Origin of the sequence: Rhizobium sp. Root483D2, from assembly GCF_001426685.1 — a bacterium.
Lineage (GTDB): Bacteria > Pseudomonadota > Alphaproteobacteria > Rhizobiales > Rhizobiaceae > Pararhizobium > Pararhizobium qamdonense.
In genome coordinates this window covers 135733-154166 of sequence record NZ_LMFB01000039.1, presented here as the reverse complement: position 1 = coordinate 154166, position 18434 = coordinate 135733, and the positions used below count along the sequence as shown (strand labels likewise).

At 57.1% G+C, this 18434-nt stretch carries 18 protein-coding genes; 6 read left to right on the top strand and 12 right to left on the bottom strand.

Annotation, left to right across the window (positions count from 1 at the left end):
• Positions 1-93: 93 nt before the first annotated feature.
• Entirely contained in the window at positions 94-1410 is a 1317-nt protein-coding gene (locus ASD32_RS24555) for an alpha-glucosidase/alpha-galactosidase (RefSeq protein ID WP_060640653.1), read from the bottom strand.
• Positions 1411-1500: 90 nt separating this feature from the next.
• Between ASD32_RS24555 and ASD32_RS24550 the strand changes: the two genes are divergently transcribed.
• Entirely contained in the window at positions 1501-2358 is an 858-nt protein-coding gene (locus tag ASD32_RS24550) for a helix-turn-helix domain-containing protein (RefSeq protein ID WP_060640652.1), read from the top strand.
• A 63-nt stretch (positions 2359-2421) separates the two neighbouring features.
• Here ASD32_RS24550 and ASD32_RS24545 read toward each other — a convergent pair whose 3' ends face one another.
• The 4 genes from ASD32_RS24545 to ASD32_RS24530 all read right to left on the bottom strand — a co-directional run bounded on the left by ASD32_RS24545 (position 2422) and on the right by ASD32_RS24530 (position 6816).
• Positions 2422-2697 (bottom strand): hypothetical protein, encoded by a 276-nt coding sequence (locus ASD32_RS24545; RefSeq protein ID WP_060640651.1) that lies wholly within the window; start codon positions 2695-2697, stop codon positions 2422-2424.
• A gap of 328 nt (positions 2698-3025) precedes the next feature.
• Positions 3026-4537: a glucose-6-phosphate dehydrogenase gene (zwf, locus tag ASD32_RS24540; protein WP_060640650.1), complete on the bottom strand. Its 1512-nt coding sequence runs from the start codon at positions 4535-4537 to the stop codon at positions 3026-3028.
• A 364-nt stretch (positions 4538-4901) separates the two neighbouring features.
• The gene (locus tag ASD32_RS24535; RefSeq protein WP_060640695.1) at positions 4902-6230 is read right to left on the bottom strand and encodes a glucoamylase family protein; all 1329 of its coding nucleotides are present in this window, start codon (positions 6228-6230) and stop codon (positions 4902-4904) included.
• 163 nt (positions 6231-6393) lie between these two features.
• Positions 6394-6816: a helix-turn-helix domain-containing protein gene (locus ASD32_RS24530; protein WP_060640649.1), complete on the bottom strand. Its 423-nt coding sequence runs from the start codon at positions 6814-6816 to the stop codon at positions 6394-6396.
• A 94-nt stretch (positions 6817-6910) separates the two neighbouring features.
• Here ASD32_RS24530 and ASD32_RS24525 point away from each other — a divergent pair, with 94 nt between their 5' ends.
• Complete coding sequence (locus ASD32_RS24525) at positions 6911-7639, top strand: SDR family oxidoreductase (protein WP_060640648.1); 729 nt, start codon at positions 6911-6913, stop codon at positions 7637-7639.
• A gap of 52 nt (positions 7640-7691) precedes the next feature.
• Here ASD32_RS24525 and ASD32_RS24520 read toward each other — a convergent pair whose 3' ends face one another.
• The gene (locus ASD32_RS24520; RefSeq protein WP_060640647.1) at positions 7692-8393 is read right to left on the bottom strand and encodes a helix-turn-helix transcriptional regulator; all 702 of its coding nucleotides are present in this window, start codon (positions 8391-8393) and stop codon (positions 7692-7694) included.
• Between the two features lie 150 nt (positions 8394-8543).
• Here ASD32_RS24520 and ASD32_RS24515 point away from each other — a divergent pair, with 150 nt between their 5' ends.
• A complete protein-coding gene (locus ASD32_RS24515) occupies positions 8544-9473 on the top strand; it encodes an NADP-dependent oxidoreductase (protein WP_244490259.1) in 930 nt (309 codons plus the stop codon).
• Positions 9474-9824: 351 nt separating this feature from the next.
• On the opposite strand, the gene ASD32_RS24510 is transcribed toward ASD32_RS24515, so the two are convergent.
• Positions 9825-10541 (bottom strand): cupin domain-containing protein, encoded by a 717-nt coding sequence (locus ASD32_RS24510; RefSeq protein WP_200953644.1) that lies wholly within the window; start codon positions 10539-10541, stop codon positions 9825-9827.
• Positions 10542-10690: 149 nt separating this feature from the next.
• Here ASD32_RS24510 and ASD32_RS24505 point away from each other — a divergent pair, with 149 nt between their 5' ends.
• Entirely contained in the window at positions 10691-11041 is a 351-nt protein-coding gene (locus ASD32_RS24505; protein ID WP_060640646.1) for a nuclear transport factor 2 family protein, read from the top strand.
• 179 nt (positions 11042-11220) lie between these two features.
• Here the strand turns inward: ASD32_RS24505 and ASD32_RS24500 are convergent, their stop codons facing one another.
• Both ASD32_RS24500 and ASD32_RS24495 read right to left on the bottom strand, forming a co-directional pair.
• Positions 11221-11961: an SDR family NAD(P)-dependent oxidoreductase gene (locus ASD32_RS24500; protein WP_060640645.1), complete on the bottom strand. Its 741-nt coding sequence runs from the start codon at positions 11959-11961 to the stop codon at positions 11221-11223.
• Complete coding sequence (locus ASD32_RS24495) at positions 11958-12890, bottom strand: NAD-dependent epimerase/dehydratase family protein (protein WP_060640644.1); 933 nt, start codon at positions 12888-12890, stop codon at positions 11958-11960. Before ASD32_RS24495 ends, ASD32_RS24500 begins: the two co-directional genes overlap by 4 nt.
• Before the next feature lie 92 nt (positions 12891-12982).
• Here ASD32_RS24495 and ASD32_RS24490 point away from each other — a divergent pair, with 92 nt between their 5' ends.
• On the top strand, positions 12983-13882 hold the full coding sequence (locus ASD32_RS24490; protein WP_060640643.1) for a LysR family transcriptional regulator: 900 nt from the start codon (positions 12983-12985) through the stop codon (positions 13880-13882).
• Positions 13883-14008: 126 nt separating this feature from the next.
• Here ASD32_RS24490 and ASD32_RS24485 read toward each other — a convergent pair whose 3' ends face one another.
• Both ASD32_RS24485 and ASD32_RS24480 read right to left on the bottom strand, forming a co-directional pair.
• Positions 14009-14302 (bottom strand): type II toxin-antitoxin system mRNA interferase toxin, RelE/StbE family, encoded by a 294-nt coding sequence (locus ASD32_RS24485; protein ID WP_060640642.1) that lies wholly within the window; start codon positions 14300-14302, stop codon positions 14009-14011.
• Positions 14299-14607: a type II toxin-antitoxin system RelB/DinJ family antitoxin gene (locus ASD32_RS24480; protein ID WP_060640641.1), complete on the bottom strand. Its 309-nt coding sequence runs from the start codon at positions 14605-14607 to the stop codon at positions 14299-14301. Before ASD32_RS24480 ends, ASD32_RS24485 begins: the two co-directional genes overlap by 4 nt.
• Before the next feature lie 205 nt (positions 14608-14812).
• Here ASD32_RS24480 and ASD32_RS24475 point away from each other — a divergent pair, with 205 nt between their 5' ends.
• Positions 14813-17152, top strand: a complete 2340-nt coding sequence (locus ASD32_RS24475) for a hypothetical protein (RefSeq protein ID WP_200953648.1) — start codon at positions 14813-14815, stop codon at positions 17150-17152.
• A 143-nt stretch (positions 17153-17295) separates the two neighbouring features.
• Here ASD32_RS24475 and ugpC read toward each other — a convergent pair whose 3' ends face one another.
• Complete coding sequence (gene ugpC / locus ASD32_RS24470; protein WP_060640639.1) at positions 17296-18396, bottom strand: sn-glycerol-3-phosphate ABC transporter ATP-binding protein UgpC; 1101 nt, start codon at positions 18394-18396, stop codon at positions 17296-17298.
• Positions 18397-18434: the final 38 nt, after the last annotated feature.

Sequence of the window (18434 nt, the reverse complement as noted above, 5' to 3'; positions counted from 1 at the left end):
TTTTTTTGTACCTACTTTGTTTGAATTCTCTAAAAGACAAGAGGCGCGCCATCCGATGATGGCGCGCCTCTCGTGAGGACGGTGGATGTTGGTTCAGTGATATTTGGGCAGAAGGTCGCCATGCCGCTCGATCAGGTCATCCACCAGCTTCCAGATCTGGTCGGGCGACAGTTCGGCGGAGGTATGCGGGTCTAGCAGTGCGGCCTGGTAGATACGGTCACGGCTCTTCGTCAAAGCCGCCTCGACAGTAAGCTGCTGCACCGAGATGCTCAGATTCATGACGGCAGACAATTGAGACGGTATACGTCCGATCCGCATCGGCTGGATCCCGTTTCTATCGACATGGCAAGGTACTTCGACGATGCACGCGTCAGGAAGGCTCTCGATCAATCCGTTGTTCGGCACATTGCCGTAGATTAAGGCCGGGTTACCGGTCACGGCGGCGTGAATGATGCCGGCGGCATATTCGTTGCTGCGGCAGACCTCAATCGGCTTGTCGCCTTCTAGGTCCTTGCGCAGGGCATGCCATTCGGTGATCTGCTCTTCGCAGCGGCGGATATATTCATCCAGCGGGATGTTGAGCTGCTCGATGAGGTCCCCCCGTCCTTCTTTGATGTACCAGGACGTATATTCTGAAAAATGCTCACTCGATTCCGTCACAAAGTGGCCGAGCCTCTTCAGGACGTCGAACCGCACCCGATCGTCCTCGGGAACGCGGCCCTCGGCGGCCAAGGCTTTCAGCCGGGGGTAAAGATCCTCGCGACGGCCGTCACGATGCAGCTTTTCGTATTTCAGGAAAAACGCGACGTGGTTGATACCGGCCGACGTGTAGTTCACGTCGGCAACGTCCTCGTCAAGGCATTTGGCAAGATGGGCGGCGGTGTGCTGCACGCTGTGGCAAAGGCCGACCGTGCGGAGTTCCGGGGCAAGTTCCTTGATCGCCCAGCAATTGATGGCCATCGGGTTCACATATTGCATCAGAAGCGCTTGCGGGCACACCTCCTGCATGTCGCGGCAGATCGTTTCCAGAACTGGAATCGTTCGCAGCCCGCGAAAGATGCCGCCGATCCCGAGCGTATCAGCGATCGTTTGTCGCAGACCATATTGTTTCGGGATTTCGAAATCGGTTACGGTAGCCGGTTTATAGCCGCCAACCTGCATCATCAGGATCACGAAGTCGGAGCCCCGCAGTGCCTCGCGCCGGTCCAAGGTAGCTTCGACCCTTACCCCTGAAAGACGCAGCGTTTCGCAAATCCGCCGCGCGACGATCTCTGAGGTTTTCAGGCGTTCAGGATCGATATCGAACAGGCTGATGACATAATCACCGCCTGCTTGAGACGACAGGACATCTCCCAGAATATTCTGAGCAAAAACGGTGCTTCCGGCACCCACCAAGCAAATTTTCGGCATTGCAATCTCCAATCAAATGGTGATTGAGTCATGCTCCTTCCAAATAAGAGTTTCTTCCTGATATTGGGCTATTAATTCCGGGATCTGAGCATGGCAGTGGACAGCAAACGCCAGGAATGGATCTATCCCAAAGACGAATTTATGATCGAACGTCACACGGCAGATACGATGACGGCGGCGCACTGGCACGATCACGTCGAAATAAACCTGCTCCTTGAAGGCACAATGACCTATCTTTTCAATGGCAGACAGGAACGGGTCGATGCGGGGCGCCTGATTACATTCTGGGCGGCCATTCCCCATCAAACAATCGCGGTCAGCGACAGCGCTCCAATTGTCTGCATCTATATTCCCCTTGCCGATTTCCTATCCTTGCCGATCTGCCGGGAGGCAAGGCAATCAATCATGCAGGGACGATTTCTGGTGGAACGGGATCTGGAAACGGTGGATTTCAAGGTTATCCCACGATGGGAGGCCGAGTGGCAGTCGGGAAGCGCGGCGCGGCGCAGACTGATCGCCGACGAAGTGCGCCTGCGGATGCGGCGACTCATCCTGGACAATGTCGAGATGAAGAGCGCGGAGAAAATAGCGTCACCCGCGTCTCTGGCAGGGCACGCGGTCCGCCATGTCGAGCAACTGATCGACCTTATCAATTCCCGGTATGCAGACGAAGTCAGCGTCCCTAAGCTGGCAGAACAGGCGGGCATGCACGCGAGCACCGCCAACAAGGCTTTCCGCACTGTTTTGGGAATGTCGGTATATGAGTATCTGATGCGATACCGGATCACGAGGGCGATGCAGCGCCTGACGGACACCGATGATCCCATTCTCCAAATCGGCTTCGACTGCGGTTTCGGTTCGAGCAGCCGTTTTTACGAGATTTTCAAACAGCGGACGGGAACCACACCACGTCAGTTTAGGGAAGCGGTAGCGTCCCCACCCACATGACAGGAGAATCCAAGGCGTTTATGCGGCCCTTGGGTCTTTGCCACTGAAAAACGATGCCAAATTTTATCGATCGTGATTGAAAAACTCGATCTCAACTTCCCGTCTACGGTTTACGATCTCGACGGTTCGATCGGGTTGAATCTGATAGGTCTCGATCCAGCGGGTGCCATTAGCGCCAAGAAAACGGTGATCAAAGGTGCTGCCGACGGGCGACTTTGTCAGCTTTGTTCGCGGTTGGCCGCCGTACGTGATACTGCCTGGGATAGGCTCGAGCAAACGCGGTTGTGTTGTGCATGACGCGACAAAAGCCGCCATGGCGAAAATGGTAATTGTCTTCATTATGTCTCTCCTTCCAAGCGAGAGAACCAGCACACCGCAAATAGGTTCCGACTATCAGTAAGCCATGCCGCATGGCGCCGACCGGGAGATGGCTTTGATCGACGGTTCCTGTCAAACGAAAAGAAGAGCCGGCGCAGAGGGCGGCGGCAGTGGATGTTGTTTTGGTTAGCGCCACGGAGACTTAGTAGTGATATTTGCGGGCGCACGCCATGGATTCATGTGTCTGCTGAGAGAACACGTACAGTGTCTTCGAAATGATGAAGCGTGCCAACAAAACGCTTCACGATGACGCGTGACGCCAATGTAATTTGGTGACAGAGCGGATGATTTATCTCCGTTGGTGCAACACAACTCCAAGCTCATGCCATTCGCGGCCATCTTTTCGGATCAGATCATCGGCTGAGGCTGGTCCCATGCTGCCGGGATTATAAGTTTCGGGCATTGTATTGTCCAAAGACCATGCGTCCAGAAAAGGCTGAACGGCCGCCCATCCGGCTTCGATGCTGTCTGCGCGCTGAAACAGTGTCTGATCGCCGGCAAATAGATCATAGATCAAGGACTCGTAGCCTGTCGTGTGCCCGATATCGAACCTATCAGCGTAACGGAAATCCAGCGACACCGGGACTGTCTCGACAGATTGCCCCGGACGTTTGATTGAGATCTCCATGCTCATTCCCTCGTCTGGCTGAACCTGGATGACGAGCCTATTTGGTGGCAAACGTCTGGTCACGTCGGTTTCGCGGAACTGAGCAAATGGCACTTTGTTGAACGTGATAACAATTTCGGTGTCGCGCGCAGTCAAAGCCTTTCCGGTTCTTAGATAGAACGGCACGCCAGCCCAACGCCAAGTGTCCGCATAGAGCTTGAGGGCCACGTAGGTTTCGGTTCGACTATCGGATGAGACATCTTTTGTCTCCCGATAGGCGCTCAATGGTTGGCCGTCGATATTTCCGGTGCCATAGGTGCCACGCACGCTATTTGCCGCAGCCTCCTCCTTCGAATAGACACGCAGAGCCTTCAACACTTTGCTCTTTTCATTGCGCACGGCTTCGGCATCGAAACTGTTCGGCGGTTCCATAGCGATCATCGCCAGAAGCTGGAACAAATGGTTGGGCACCATATCCCTTAGTGCCCCAGTCGTGTCATAGAACTTGCCGCGGCTACCGACATCCACGGTCTCTGCGGCCGTGATCTGGACATGATCGATGTAATTGTTGCTCCAAAGTCCTTCAATGATCATGTTGGCAAAGCGTGCCGTCATCAGGTTCTGGACTGTTTCCTTGCCGAGGAAATGATCCAGCCGGTACACTTGTTTTTCGGCAACCTGCGCCAGTATCTGGGCGTTGAGTGCGCGCGCAGACGCATAGTCGGTACCGAACGGTTTCTCGATCGCCACGCGACGGAAATGGACTTCACTTTCCTCCATCAAGCCATGCGTAGCAAGCTTCTCGACAATCGGCCCAAATAAACTTGGCGGCACGGCAAGATAGAAAGCAGCATTTGCAGCCGATCCAATCTGCAATTTAATAGCCTCGTATATCTCGTCCTGAGTGAAGTCCCCCCTGCGATAGGAAATGCGCGATCTCAGCCTGTCCCAAGCTTCATCCCTAGTCGTCGCAAATTCTGCCTGGGGGTTGAGGTGGCTCAAAAACTCGTCGAGGCGTCGCCGAAGGAACTCGTCATCGCCGTCATCAATGCCGACTCCGAGAATAGTCAGATCATCCCCTACAAGGCCACTGCGGGTCAGGTTGATTATCGCCGGAACAAGCAGACGACGAGTGAGGTCACCGGTGGCCCCGAATATGACCAGAGTAACAGGCCGTGCCGATTTTGTGACCATTTACAAAACTCCGTTCCGTGAAACATGCAAGAGATGTAGTGCTGCGTCAACAACCGGCCATGCCTTTGAAAATTGGGATTCCGTAAAGATGTCCAATCTCCATCTTGGACCGGACACACATGCGGTGGGATGCGCGATGCCGACGCTGCCACAACCCTGCTGACCTTCATAGAGCCGTCATGTTCACCTATTTCCCCGCTGCGTCATAAAGAGCATTTTGAGTCGGTTTTACCTGTAAATTAGCCCCCTCATGTGGATGGTAAGCTCTACAGGGAGCTGCTGAGTCCTCTAAAACAGCTGCGACCCAAGTCGCTGACCTCAGTCCTGGTATTTCTCTCCTTCACTCCATTGACGCGAGCGATGTTCAAACGCCGTCGAGCCAGCCGCCGGTAAAGCCGGCTCGACGCAGTCCATTGATGATGTAGGGAGAACGCGACACGATCCCCCAGAGAAGATTGGATCGGTAATTTTCGATCATGAGGGCGATTGGCCCCTGATTGACCCCTATATGCTCTGGTGCGACCCAGCCGCGTTCTGACCCGTCGTCACAGAGGGTCGGGTTGAAACTGGCCGTAAACCCGTAAGGGTGATCGTCGCGCAGTCCGATCTTGTGGAAGTGACGAAGTGCCGGCATCACGATCTCAGGCGCAAACGGAAGGGACGCGGCTGTTGCCCACGGCGACAACGTACCGTCGTCCGGTCCATTGGGCGCACCGCGCGCGATGTACCCATGAAATTCGCGATCTTTGCCATTGATCGTTCGGCGAAATGGACCCGGGCCATCGCTCGCCGTCACACCCCAGCTGTTTTCGTGATAACCGCTGAACCCCTGCGGATTCTCGCAGGCATACCGACGCTGGGCATAGGTTGCGCGGCGGCTGTTTTCGAAATAATCGATGCCGACCTCACGCATCGGCGCGTCCTGGATTCCCCGGAAATCGATCCAGATATGCGACATCTGGTGAATGAAAAGTGGTCCGGCGTGAAAATGCTCTTCACCCCCGACTTCGGCCCATTCGTATCCACTGGAGCGGGCTTGGGGGCAGGTGTCGTGTGGGATGGAATGCGTCGGCGAGCCCAGCGCGAGAACATACATGATCAGGCTCTCGTCAAAGCCGGTCCATCGGTGTCGGAGAAAACCTTGGTCCGGCATCCATCCATGAGTGAGCGTGGCCTCCCCGTTTAGCGCCCAGGCCCAATCGACACGCTGATACAGACGGTCGGCATAGTCGCGGATCAAAACTTCGGTCTCGTTGTCCTCTTGGTAATACGCTCCCGCAGTGACGACACCTGCCATGAGCAGCGCGGTATCGATTGTGGAGAGTTCGCAATCCCACACCCTGCGACCCGTGTCGATGTCGAGAAAGTGGTAGAAGAAGCCCTTATATCCAGCGGCATCAAGCTCACGGCCCTGAGGCAGCTCGTACAGGAAGCGAAGGACCTTCAGCGTGTATTCCGCCGCTTGCTCGCGTGTCACTACGGAGCGAGCGACACCGACTGGGAGGGCGCTCAGCCCCATGCCAGTTGCCGCGATGGAGGCTGGCGTGCCGTTTCGATTTCGGTCGCGAACGAGACCGTTCTTTGAATTGACGACTTCTATGAAGTACTGGAAGGAGGCATCTTGAAGATCGGCGAGCAGGGCTTCGTCTGACCATTCACAGCGCTTGTCCGGTTCGACACCATGATGAAGCAATTTTCGCCACCTTTCGTAAGGGATCCGACTTAAAACTTGTTTGGCGCCCGCTGCCCTGTCATACACCGTAAATATCTGGACACGATTTCCGACTTAACAAGTGTGCGAATGTTGATGGTGAGGATATCGCCGGAGCAGTAGCCTGCCGGGGGCCGGGACGCGGTCAGTCCCGGGTGCGGTCGTAGTCATCCTGCGCACGCTCGAGCTCTGGCCCGTAGGTCATGGACCATTCATAAAGCGCCTCGAACGGTTGCCGAAGCGAGTGGCCGAGCGGGGTGATGGTGTATTCGACACCGACCGGCGTCGTCGTGGTCAGCACCTCACGTCGAATGAGACCGTTGCGCTCGAGACGCTTCAGCGCGTCGGCGAGTGCCTTGTGCGTGATGCCGTCCAGGCGGCGCATGATCTCGTTGAAGCGCGACGGCCGGGTGCACAGGACGGTCAGGATCAGAACCGACCATTTGTTGGCAATCTGCTCAAGCACTGGGCGCGCCTTCTGGACGTCCAGCAACGCTTCGACCGAAACGGGCTTGGGACGACGCGGCAGGCTGACTTTGACGGTCAGGTCTTCGATTATGGCGGACATAGGTATACTCCTCGATATCTGCTTTACTTGTAGTGCGTAATTGATCGTAGGTATAGAGTGTATATCTTAGCTTCATCACATTGATGGAGTTCATATGAGCAGATTAGCAAACAATATCGCCCTGGTTGTCGGCGGTGTCGGCGGTATCGGTGGGGCCGTTTCACAACGGTTTGCCAGAGAGGGAGCGCAGGTTTACGCGACCAGCCGCAAAGAAGCAGATGGTGCGTCTGCAGCGGCGAGCATCGGCGGCATTCGCGCCGTCCAAGCGGATGCGAGCAGTAGCCGCGATTTGAACCGCGTCTTCGAGCAGATAAAGTTGGAACAGGGTCGCATCGACGTCCTCGTGGTGAATGCCGGCCTTTCCGAATACGCTCCCCTGGAAGACATATCCGAGGATCATTTCGATCGGACATTTGGCCTGAACGTCCGGTCGCTGGTTTTCGCGGCGCAAGGTGCCATTGATCTCATGCAGCCCGGCGGGACGATCGTGCTGATCGGCTCCATAGCGGGCTACATCGGCACAAAAGGATACGGCGTCTACGGTGCCACCAAAGCCGCGGTCCGATCGTTCACGCGGACATGGGCCAACGAACTCGCTCCTAAAGGCATCCGCGTCAACGTCGTCAGCCCCGGCCCGACCGATACCGCGATGATGGCCGCGGCCTCGAAAGAAATCCGGGATGCGCTTTCCGGCATGATCCCACTCGGGCGCATGGGCCGGCCGGACGAGGTCGCTGCGGCTGTTCTTTTCCTTGCCAGCGACGAGAGCAGTTTCACAACCGGTGCAGAACTGGTCGTCGATGGCGGAATGGCGCAGGTCTGACAACAGCGGACAATCAACGGTGGGTTTAGGTGAATACGCTGAAGCCCCGCCTTCAAATTGGCTGACCAAGGAACGTTGTTGGTGTCATGGCCGTAACCTGTCGGAAAGCGCTTGAGAAAGAAGCCGTGCTGGAAAAGCCGAATTCCACGGAGACGTGGGCGATGGCATTGCCCCTTGCAAGCCAGTCCATCGCCTGCACGATCCGCGCCCGTTGTCGCCAGGCCTTGAAGGTCATGCCGGTCTCCACTGGAAAGAGCCGACTCATCGTGCGGACGGAAGTCGCGGCGCGTGACGCGAGCTCATCGACGTTCAACCGGTTCTGGCGATCCTCGAAAGCCAAGTCGGCTATACGCCGCCCGACTGGGCTGGTGGGTAAGGGCAGAAAGGTTGGTGCGTGAGCTGTACCCGTCAGTTCATGAAGCATGAGCCTGGCCACAAGTTCGGCCTTTTCCGGCGTGATATCTCCTGTAAACGCCGTCGTCAGCAGCGAATGCATCAGCGGCGTAACCCGCAGGGCAAACGGCCGGTCCAGTTCGGTTTGCGGTGCCCAGGCCTTAGCCACCGATGGTTGCCAATGCACCATCCAAAGTTCTGCATCCGTCAGCACTTCGACCCGGTGCAAAACGCCTGCCGGAATCCACGCGGCAAGCTGAGGCGGGACGAGCCAGCGTCCATCATCCGTATGGACCTGTACCATTCCGGATGCGGCAAAAGTCAGTTGAGCGTCGTCATGAGAATGGGTCGGCATGCCCATGCCGCGCTGCTTGAACCCGCGTTGTAGTGTGAAGGGGTGTTAGGACACGTTTGGCCTCTGCGCGATGCCGATTGGCGTCACATCGGTGAAGCGCTCGTTTATCATGCAGGTTATCAACGGTCGAGCACACACCAAGGGCTAAGCAAAATTATGAGCGAAGAAATGAAAGCAGTCGTCATCAACGAATATGGCGAGAACGACGTGGTCGAATACATCGATGTCGATCGACCGGAACCCAAGGCTGGCGAGGTGCTGATCAAAGTCCACGCAGCGGGGGTCAACCCGGTGGACTGGAAAATCCGCGGCGGTCTGGGCCAGCGCCTGGGTATGTCCTTGCCAATCCACCTCGGCGGTGAAATCGCCGGCACCATCGAAAGGCTCGGAGAGGGTGTCAGCGAGTTTCAGGTCGGCGATGCGGTTTACGGCATCATCACTTCTGGCGGCTTTGCCGAATACGCCGTTGCCAAGGCTGAAGACCTGTCGCCAAAACCCGCCAACCTCGACTTCGTCCAGGCAGCAGCCATACCGCTTGGTGCGCTGACTGCATGGCAAGCGATATTCGACCTGGCCAAGCTCTCCAGCGGTCAACATCTCTTGATCACCAACAGCTCCGGCGGCGTCGGCTCGCTTGCCGTGCAACTTGCCAAGGCTGCCGGCGCACATGTCACCGCCATGGCCTCGGCGCACAACGAGGAATACGTCCGCAGCCTGGCCGCCGACGATTTCATCGATTATCGCACGCAGCGTTTCGAGGATGTGGCCCATGATATGGATGTGGTATTCGACACGGTCGGCGGGGACACGTTTGAGCGGGCATTCTCGACGCTCAGGAAGGGCGGATTTCTGGTGACGGCAGTGGCATTTCCCAAAGACGAGGCGCAACAGCACGGCGTTGATGCTGCCCGCGTCTTCTGCAAGCCCAACGCAGATCAGCTCGCGTCCATCTGCGAACTCGTGGAGGGCGGCAAGTTGAAAAGCCATGTCGCCCAGGTTTTCCCTCTTGCCGACATCAAGGAAGCGCTTGCGTTATCTGAAGCTGGTCGAACACGGGGCAAAATCGTCTTACAGATGATCGCGTAAATCGACGGCATGGCCAACATCGGCCTCGCCGTTGCATCTCGGTATGGTGCTTCGACGAGGCGGGCGCCATGCGAAACCGTCCACCCGTGTCCTTTTTTGATCGAAGATATCCGCCGAGCTTACGGTTCAGATACGACCACTGCCAGATTGGCCCATCGAATGTCGGCGAGCAAATTGCGTCGGCGGGCATCCGACATCTCTCGCAAAAGCCGAGCTGAACGCGCTTGAAGATTGGAAACCGACAGCGTACGCGATCTCCAGAACGCTTTTCAGGCCAGAGCAGAGTTCGTCTTTCGCCAATGCCATTCGCCATTGCAGCAGATATTCAATCGGCCCTAGCCCGATGACGCGTTAAAACCTCGTCGCGAATGTCGATCGAGAGACGCCGCAGAGTTTCGCTAGATCCGCAACTGTCCAACTCCGTGCAACATTTTCATGGATTCCGACGAGCGCATGCCGTGTGACCTTGTCTGCCATGCCTGCGAGCAGACCCTTTCGGTCGTCGGCTGATTGCACCTGCCCCTTGCGAAGGATTTCAAGGAAGATCAGCTCGACCAGCCGAACGATGACGAATTCGCTGGCAGGTCCCGGCTGACGCGCTTCCGTCTCATTCATCTCCAACAGAGATCGCACGCGTCCAAGCGCGGGGTCGCCGGCGGCAAGGTGGATCAGTTGCGGCAGCAAGCCAGACAACAGGCCTTCGTTTACCGATTCAACGACAAACTTGCCGGCATGAAGCGTGACAGGGCGCTCGTCGCCTGAGCCAAGTCGAAGCCTTTGACGTCTGGATGCCAATACGGCCGCCTCGCTATCGATAGGCTCGATCGACCCCATCGACGCAAGCGTAAACGGGGTCACTGTCCGGATCAGAACGAAGTCTTCCTTGCGGACGCGCACGGGCTCGTTGCCCGGCCGTAACAGTTGGCACTCGCCCTCCTCAATCCAGCAGAACATAAGATCGTCGCGTTTTTGGAATGACAACGCCCATTCGCCAGACGCGTCGAAGCCCGCGCCGAACAATGCGCCTCGGGGGCGAAGGACGCGGATAAGGTCCAGTAAGAGATCCACGTCAGTTTGGATGCACGATAATTTGTTTCGGGGCTTTGATTATCGACCGTGTGATGATTGCCACTTATTCTCAAAAGCATTCCGACGTCAACGCTTCGCCCAAGCAGTGCGCAACGGGTCACCAGACCGAACTAAGTAAGGCTCAATTCATGGACACACAGACACTCGAGCAAAACTGGACCGCGTATCTTGCCGCGTACAGCGACATTGCCGACGATGAACGCAAGCAGCTTCTCGAACACAGCGTCTCCGACGATATGGTTTTCACCAACCCAAGCGGACAAGGCGAAACTCGGGCTGGGTTGATCGCTCATATCGAGAATTTTCAAAAGATGATGCCTGGGACATATTTCAGCACCGAGAAGATCTTTGTCCACCATGACGAACTGCTTGCCATCTGGGCAATGCATAAGCCGGATGGCACAAAGGCCGCAACTGGATATAATTTTGTTCGCCCGGACAATGAGGGCCGGTTTATCTATATGGCCGGCTTCTCTTGACGAACCGGCTGGCATCCTCCCGTGATCCAAAGTCATTGAAATGGAGCTAGCGTAGCAGTCGACTCGGACATGGCGCGGGTCTGAGCCCTGCGCACTTCACCAACTCCGAAGCAACGATACCGCATCAATTATTGATGCGGTATCGCTCGCTACCTTAGCTCATGCAGGATGCCAGGCTCCTAGAGCCGCATCCAACCGCCGTCCACCACGAGCGTCTGGCCGGTGACGAAGCGGGCATCGTCGCTGGTAAGGAAGGCGACGGGCCCGGCGATATCGGCCGGCGTCCCAAGACGCTTGATCGCCTGCTGCATGTAGACCTGTGCTTTCTGCTCATTGGGCATGCCGCTCGCACCTTCCGTATCAGTGATGCCGGGATGAACGGCGTTGACGATGATGTTGTCGGTGGCAAGCTCGTTTGCCAGCGCGCGGACAAGGCCGATGACACCCATCTTCGATGCCATGTAATGCGAGAAGCCCATGCCGGGCGGCGTGACCATGCCAACGGCATCGGAGCCGATCGCGACGATCGAACCACCGCCAGCCTTGCGCATCAGGGGCACGATGGCGCGAGCGCCAAGCAGGTGAGCGTCCAGATTGATCGCCATGACCTTGCGCCATTCTTCGGGGGTCATCTGATCCAGGCTCGCCATCGGATAGATGCCTGCGGCATGGACGAGAATATCGGCCCGGCCGAACGTTGCCTCGACTTCTTTCGCGACGTTTGCCCAGTCTGCCTGCTGCGTGACATCGGCTGCGATGGCGATCGCGTTATTGCCGATCGACGACGCGGCATCTGACGCCTTTTCACGGTTGACGAGAACGACCTTTGCACCGCGCTTGGCGAGCAGATCGGCAACGCCGCGGCCGATCCCCTGCTTGCCGCCGGTGACGATCGCGATTTTTCCTTCGTGTGTGCTCATTGTTTTGTTCCTTTTAAGTTTGATGGTGTGGCAAGCGCACGCAGGCGCGGCTCGCCGATTTCGGACAACATGTCCGTATGGCGCGGCGACCAGCCGAGGGCCTTGCGCGTTTGCGCATCGCGCACCCGGCTTGAGACACTCATGATCAGCGCGCCAAAGTCGCCCCAGATATTTGCAGCTTCGGACATGGAGACACTGCGGGTCTCACAGCCAAGGTCGCGGGCAACTGCTTCTGCTATCCAGCGATTGGGGATTTCGCCTGAAGCGGCATGATAGATGGCGCCGGCTTTGCCTTTGGTCACAGCAAGTTCGAACAGCCGGGCGATGTCGTCGACATGGACGTTCGAATAGGTGGCAAGGCCGTCGCCGATGTAGCAGGCAGCACCTGTCGCAGCGACCGAACGATAGACCATCGAGACGTGGCCATGATCGTTCGGTCCCCAGATGAGCGGCGGTCGCATGACGATGCCAAGGATGCCGTGGGATGAGGCTGCGCGAACCAGGTTCTCTGCATCGACGCGGGCGGCGGCCAACGGTTCTGGTGCGAACGCATCGTACTCGCCGAAACTTTCAGAGCTCCACGCCCCTTCCGTGCGCTGGCAAAGCACACCGGAGCCGGACAGGAAAACCAAGGTCTTGCCACTGTCCTTCAGCGTATCCAGCAATGCCTTAACAGCTTCGAGCTCGACCTGAGGCGAAACCTGCGCCGCGAAGACGACGACATCCGCCTGTCTGGCGAATTCGGTGACCGCCAGCAAGCGCTCGGCCAGGTCGCCGATTTGCACTGCCATGCCGGCAGCACGCAGACGCCCTGCGGCCTCGCCGCTGCGCACCAAACCCGTGACCCGGAAACGACGCGAAACGAAATGGCGGGCAATTGCGCCACCGACAAATCCGGTCGCGCCGATGATGAAAACGTGCTGAGCCATCGCAATGTCTCCTTTCGTGACGAAAGATAGAAATTGCAGAACAAGAGCTGTAGCCTATATCATCGGATAGGACCTATCTGGAAAGCGGATACATGCTAGACGGCGTTTCTCTCGATCACCTGCGGACGTTCGTCGCAGCCGCCGATGCCGGCAGCTTCTCGGCAGGTGGGCGAGCGATCGGCCGCGCCCAATCGGTCGTCAGTCAAAGCATTGCAAATCTTGAAGGGCAGCTTGGTGTCAGGCTTTTCGAGCGCATCGGCCGCTATCCTGAATTAACACAGCAGGGTGTCAATCTCCTGGAAAATGCGCGGCGCGTTGTCCTTGAAGCCGACAAGATGAAAGCCAAGGCCAAAAGCCTTTCGGCCGGGCTTGAGCCGGAACTGTCGATCGTTGTCGATGTCATGTTCCCGCACAGCCTCCTCACAAAGGTTTTGTCAGGGTTCAAGCTGGAATTCCCGTCGACCCCACTACGCCTACATGTCGAAGCGCTGGGTGCCGTCTCCCAGACCGTGTTGGACGGACGCTGCAGTCTCGGGATTACCGGCACCCTCCCCTTCCCGCCGCCGACGCTTTCGACAGAACATTTGCTTAGCGAGCCGCTTGTCACTGTGACCGCTCCCGCATCCCGCCTTGCTGGCCTTGACCAGCCGATTCGGCTTCGGGATATCACAGACGAAACCCAGCTCGTATTGACCGATCGCTCGGCGATTACTCAAGGGACGGACTACGGCGTTCAGGGCAAGAACATCTGGCGGCTGGCGGATTTGGGCGCCAAGCATGCGCTGCTACGCGCGGGCCTCGGCTGGGGACATATGCCCCTGTGGATGGTCAAGGATGATCTTGCCTACAAACGGCTCGTCGCGATCATCTTGGAAGGACCGGCCGCCGGGATCATGCCGTTTCAGGCGATCTATCCAACCAACACTTTGCCGGGGCCGGCTGGGCGGTGGTTTCTGGATCGCGTCAAGTCGATTAGTAACCAGAGTTATTAAACGACCCTAATCGTGAGGCATGGAATCGTAGCGCCGCTTTTCTAAACTCGCGCTCGGCAACAATTTCTCTCGCCTCGAACCAGTTCGAATCACCGACCTGGTGTTTCTCAGTACCGAGAACAAAGTCTAGCTCGCGGGCGAAGTGTCTGGCCATTCCTGCGCACCGTGAAGCACGCGAAGAATACGGACCGTAGTTTCGGTAATTGCATACGCCGCGACGTACGGCGTGCCGTTAATAACCAGTTCGCGGGTGCCGGCAATTCTGCCTACACGACCGCTTGCGGGGAAGTCTACCAACCGGCGGACCGCAGCAACAATGCGCTCATCGACCAGAATGGCCGCTGACGGATTTTCGGATTCTATGTACGTAAAGATGGCATCGCGATCCGATAACGCGAACGCAGACCAGGTAAGCCTCACGATTTGCGCTCACCCGCGTTGAGACGGGCTGCGGCTCGGCGTTCAGCGAAATGAACCTCGACTTCCTCATCCGAGACGTCCGGTCGAGTATCGTTCAGCGCTTGAAGTACCTTGGCACGAAACCAAGCGTCATGGGCCTCGCTGCCTGAAAGAAGCTCCAGCGGGAGCACACCCTCGTTGGCAGTCCGGGTGAGTAAGATACGGACCGCGTCCGATACGGTCAGTCCCATATTTCCAAGCACTACGGATGCACGATCCCGAACCTCGGCATCAATACGAGTTTGTACCAGTGCATTTGCAGCCATATCGATCTCCATTTTGGCTGAGACTATAATGCAAATGAATGACAGCGGCCATAGTCTAGAGGGCTATCTTCGCCAATTCTCCAGACTATGAATTGCTCTTGAAGACTTGGGGCAATTTCTTGCAGCTGCCTCAAAACCATTTGTTAAACGTCTGCTCCTATTCCCGCCCGCCCTCGGCACTGGCGCCAGGAGAAATGGAATGAGCATGCCAAAACACGATCTTTTATCCAGCAATTTTCAACGCAAAATATCCCAATTCTGCGAGGTACGCATTGCCCCGATCACATCAAAAAAAGTTCTCGAAACCATCCGCCCATATTTGATAAGCTTGGTCATCTATCGAAAGTTGCCACCTCGCCTCAATGGCCGCATCGACTGGACAACGCTCGGGAAGGCTTGCGGGATCGAAGACGAATTGACGCCCGAGCTGAAAAAACAACTCCGCTTGGGACTGGATGCAATCATCAGATGGCTTGGAGCACCGCCAATTGCCGAAGACGTACGGACAACGAGGCAGGCCGCTCGGTCAGGCAAATCAGAAGTAACTGCTCCTTCCACCAGGAAACCGCAACGCGCAGCGGCGGACGGCGTTTTTGCCCGCAACACGTCCACGCGACGCGGCCCCGCAGCGAAACCGATCAGTGAGTTTCCTGAGCCCCTGTTCGACGCGACCGACGATCCGCCGAATTTTCAGGATGCCCTCATCTATCACATGCGGAGGTTCGGGGACAGCTACTGGCAACTATATCGCGCCGTAGTCCGGTTGCACGAAACTTTCGACAGCAAGACGCTACTGTCTTGGATACAGGGTGAACGTGTGCCGAGATCTGTGGCGAGTTGCGAGATCCTGTCACGCATCGAGCGGCGATTTCGACTGGCGCCAGGCTATTTCCAGGCGAAGTTGCCGCACCAATCCCGTTCCCTTTACGGCCATGATATGGGTGACATCAGTGCTGCGGAACGGCGACGGCTCGCTTGGCATCTGCCGGACGATTTCAGCAGCCTGCCATTCCTCAAGCGGGAGGAAATCATCGAATGGGTGCGCAGGGCAATCATCTCGGGCTCAACCGACTATCGTCGCTACCAGGCGGCGGCAATAAAACAGCGTTATGCAATTCGGTTTCCAGGCGTCACCTATGGCGGAGGCACCCTGTCTCCACGACCACAAATGAACCCGGACAGCACGAGCCACAATCCCGAGGCCATTGAAGATCCTGATCTCCTGTCCGGCGTCGTCGATGCGCCAGGGCGGTTGGCTATGGAGATGGCCGATCTGATCCGCTTCAAGACATCGACGCTGACGGCAATTGGATTTCAACGCAACGGGGTATGGGGCGAGGAAACGGCATCGCAGAAGGTAGAGCATCTCGGGCTGATGTTCGGTGCGCTCGCCGCCTCGCCCGCTGGCATTGTCAAAGGGCGCGGCGTTCCTCTCAGCCAACTGACCTTTGGCCTGCTGATCTTCCCAGGTGTGTGGGATTGGTACCTGCAATGGCGCGAGCAGCGGCGTGGCTTCTATACCAAATGGGAAGAAGACATGCTGATGGTGGCAATGGCGCTAACCCGCGCCGAAGTCGGCTGGATCCGTCAGCATCCGGAATTGTTGAAGAAGGTTCAGCCAATCGAAGGGCTGATCGCGCCAGAGGAGATAGACTTTGCGGCGCGCGACTGGCACAGCGCCTGCGACGCATTCCACCGGCATGCGGCCAATCGCTCGAAGGAAATCCAGCGTGTCATGCGCGTGCATCGCGATCCGTTCGAGCCGATCATGGTGGTCCTTGAGGCAGACAGCCCACTGTCGGAGTATCGCAAGATCACAGATGAGATCTTGAAGCGCATGCCGGATGAACATCGTTATCCTCGAGCAGCAGCCGAAGCGGTACGCTCTTTCCTTTTGCTGCGCCTCGGCCTGCATCTTGGCCTTCGACAAAAGAATCTTCGCCAGCTTCGCTTGTGCCCGCGCGGGCATTTTCCGACATCGGAGCGGCGGCTGGAAGACCTGAAATGCGGCGAACTGCGCTGGAGCGATCGAGAGAGCGGATGGGAGGTGCTCATCCCGTCAGTCGCCTTCAAGAACTCAGCCTCATCCTTCTTCGGACAAAAGCCGTTCCGGCTGATCCTGCCGGATCTGCTCGACCTCTACAAACACCTCGAAGCCTATATCGATCGCCATCGCAGTGTGCTGCTCGGTCCGGCAAACGATCCCGGCACCCTGTTCGTCAAGACGGTGAAGACAACCAGTCTGGACGCGGCATACGATTCCACCAAATTCTATGAAGCTTGGCGAACCGTTATCCAACGCTATGGAATCTACAACCCTTACACCGGCCGCGGCGCGATCAAGGGATTGCTCCCGCACGGACCGCATAATCTTCGGGATATTCTGGCAACGCATATCCTCAAGCAGACCGGATCCTACGAGCAGGCCAGCTATGCCATCCAGGACACACCGGATGTCGTTCAGCAGCATTACGGCCGATTCCTGCCGCAGGACAAGGCGGCGCTTGCGGCGAAAATCCTCAATCAGGTTTGGGAAGCTGCATAGCTGGTCCGATGAACAGCTGATCCAAATCGTCCAGGCAGATGCGGAAACAATCTCCGCATCTGCCTGGACGTCAATCGTCTTCGCCTTGATGGGATTGGACCTCTGTGTGCTGATCTCCGCTAAGAACTGATTTGATTTAAATTTCAATGCTGGCCGTTATAGCGTAAGTTGCGTCCGCTGGCACGATCGAACAGGTGGATGCGAGATGCATCAATCGTCAGCGGAAGCCTGTCGCCGGGATTGAAAACTCCACGTCCCCGATAGGAGACCGTCATTTTGCCTCCGGGATAATCTGCAAGAATCAGAGTTTCCGATCCCATCGGCTCCACGACCGATACAACGGGCGCAAAGTCACCGCTGCTGTCACGACCCGTGAAATCGATGTGTTCCGGGCGCACGCCATAGACAACGGCTTGCCCCTCCCGTGCTGACCCCGCGGCCTCGACCGTTATCGGCAACGCGAAGCCGCCGTTTGCTCTAAACATGACTATTGCGTCCTGCCGTTCTAACTTTCCATCGATGAAGTTCATGGACGGCGAACCAATGAAGCCGGCGACGAAAAGGTTGGCGGGACTGTCGTAGAGATCGAGCGGTGTGCCGACCTGTTCAATGATGCCGCCGTTCATCACAACGATACGGTCCGCCATGGTCATGGCCTCGACCTGGTCATGGGTAACATAGATGCTGGTCGTGCGTAGTCGCTGGTGCAGAGCCTTGATCTCGGCGCGCATCTGCACCCGCAGCTTGGCGTCAAGGTTCGAGAGCGGCTCATCAAAGAGAAACACCTTCGGATCGCGGACGATCGCACGGCCCATGGCAACACGTTGGCGCTGCCCGCCTGAAAGCTGCTTGGGATAGCGGTCCAATAACGTATCAAGGTTCAGCAAGGTCGCAGCCGCGCTGATCCTTTGGTCTGCTTCCGCTTTGGGCGCTTTTGCGAGCCGTAGTGAAAATCCCATATTTTCGGCGACGGTCATATGCGGATAAAGAGCATATGTCTGAAAGACCATGGCGATGTCCCGCTCTTTCGGTGCAATGCCGATCACGCTTTTTCCATCGATCCGGATATCGCCGCCGGTTGCCTGTTCGAGACCCGCCAGCATGCGCAGCAGCGTCGATTTTCCACATCCGGATGGCCCGACGAGAATAACGAATTCACCGTCCGCCACATCAAGGGAGACACCTTTCAATACCTCATGGGCGCCGAACGCCTTGCGGGTTCCTTGAAAACTTACCGTTGCCATATGCCTGCTCCCGTCCGCGCTTCTATTTCCGTTTACCG

What these genes read in the sequence shown, in the direction of transcription:
- ASD32_RS24515 (WP_244490259.1), top strand. Translation starts at nt 8,544, where the DNA reads ATGAGCGAAGAAATGAAAGCAGTCGTCATCAACGAATATGGCGAGAAC.
- ASD32_RS24545 (WP_060640651.1), bottom strand. Translation starts at nt 2,697, where the DNA reads ATGAAGACAATTACCATTTTCGCCATGGCGGCTTTTGTCGCGTCATGC.
- ASD32_RS24475 (WP_200953648.1), top strand. Translation starts at nt 14,813, where the DNA reads ATGCCAAAACACGATCTTTTATCCAGCAATTTTCAACGCAAAATATCC.
- ugpC (WP_060640639.1), bottom strand. Translation starts at nt 18,396, where the DNA reads ATGGCAACGGTAAGTTTTCAAGGAACCCGCAAGGCGTTCGGCGCCCAT.
- ASD32_RS24520 (WP_060640647.1), bottom strand. Translation starts at nt 8,393, where the DNA reads ATGGGCATGCCGACCCATTCTCATGACGACGCTCAACTGACTTTTGCC.
- ASD32_RS24550 (WP_060640652.1), top strand. Translation starts at nt 1,501, where the DNA reads ATGGCAGTGGACAGCAAACGCCAGGAATGGATCTATCCCAAAGACGAA.
- ASD32_RS24555 (WP_060640653.1), bottom strand. Translation starts at nt 1,410, where the DNA reads ATGCCGAAAATTTGCTTGGTGGGTGCCGGAAGCACCGTTTTTGCTCAG.
- ASD32_RS24495 (WP_060640644.1), bottom strand. Translation starts at nt 12,890, where the DNA reads ATGGCTCAGCACGTTTTCATCATCGGCGCGACCGGATTTGTCGGTGGC.
- ASD32_RS24480 (WP_060640641.1), bottom strand. Translation starts at nt 14,607, where the DNA reads ATGGCTGCAAATGCACTGGTACAAACTCGTATTGATGCCGAGGTTCGG.
- ASD32_RS24530 (WP_060640649.1), bottom strand. Translation starts at nt 6,816, where the DNA reads ATGTCCGCCATAATCGAAGACCTGACCGTCAAAGTCAGCCTGCCGCGT.
- zwf (WP_060640650.1), bottom strand. Translation starts at nt 4,537, where the DNA reads ATGGTCACAAAATCGGCACGGCCTGTTACTCTGGTCATATTCGGGGCC.
- ASD32_RS24490 (WP_060640643.1), top strand. Translation starts at nt 12,983, where the DNA reads ATGCTAGACGGCGTTTCTCTCGATCACCTGCGGACGTTCGTCGCAGCC.
- ASD32_RS24525 (WP_060640648.1), top strand. Translation starts at nt 6,911, where the DNA reads ATGAGCAGATTAGCAAACAATATCGCCCTGGTTGTCGGCGGTGTCGGC.
- ASD32_RS24500 (WP_060640645.1), bottom strand. Translation starts at nt 11,961, where the DNA reads ATGAGCACACACGAAGGAAAAATCGCGATCGTCACCGGCGGCAAGCAG.
- ASD32_RS24505 (WP_060640646.1), top strand. Translation starts at nt 10,691, where the DNA reads ATGGACACACAGACACTCGAGCAAAACTGGACCGCGTATCTTGCCGCG.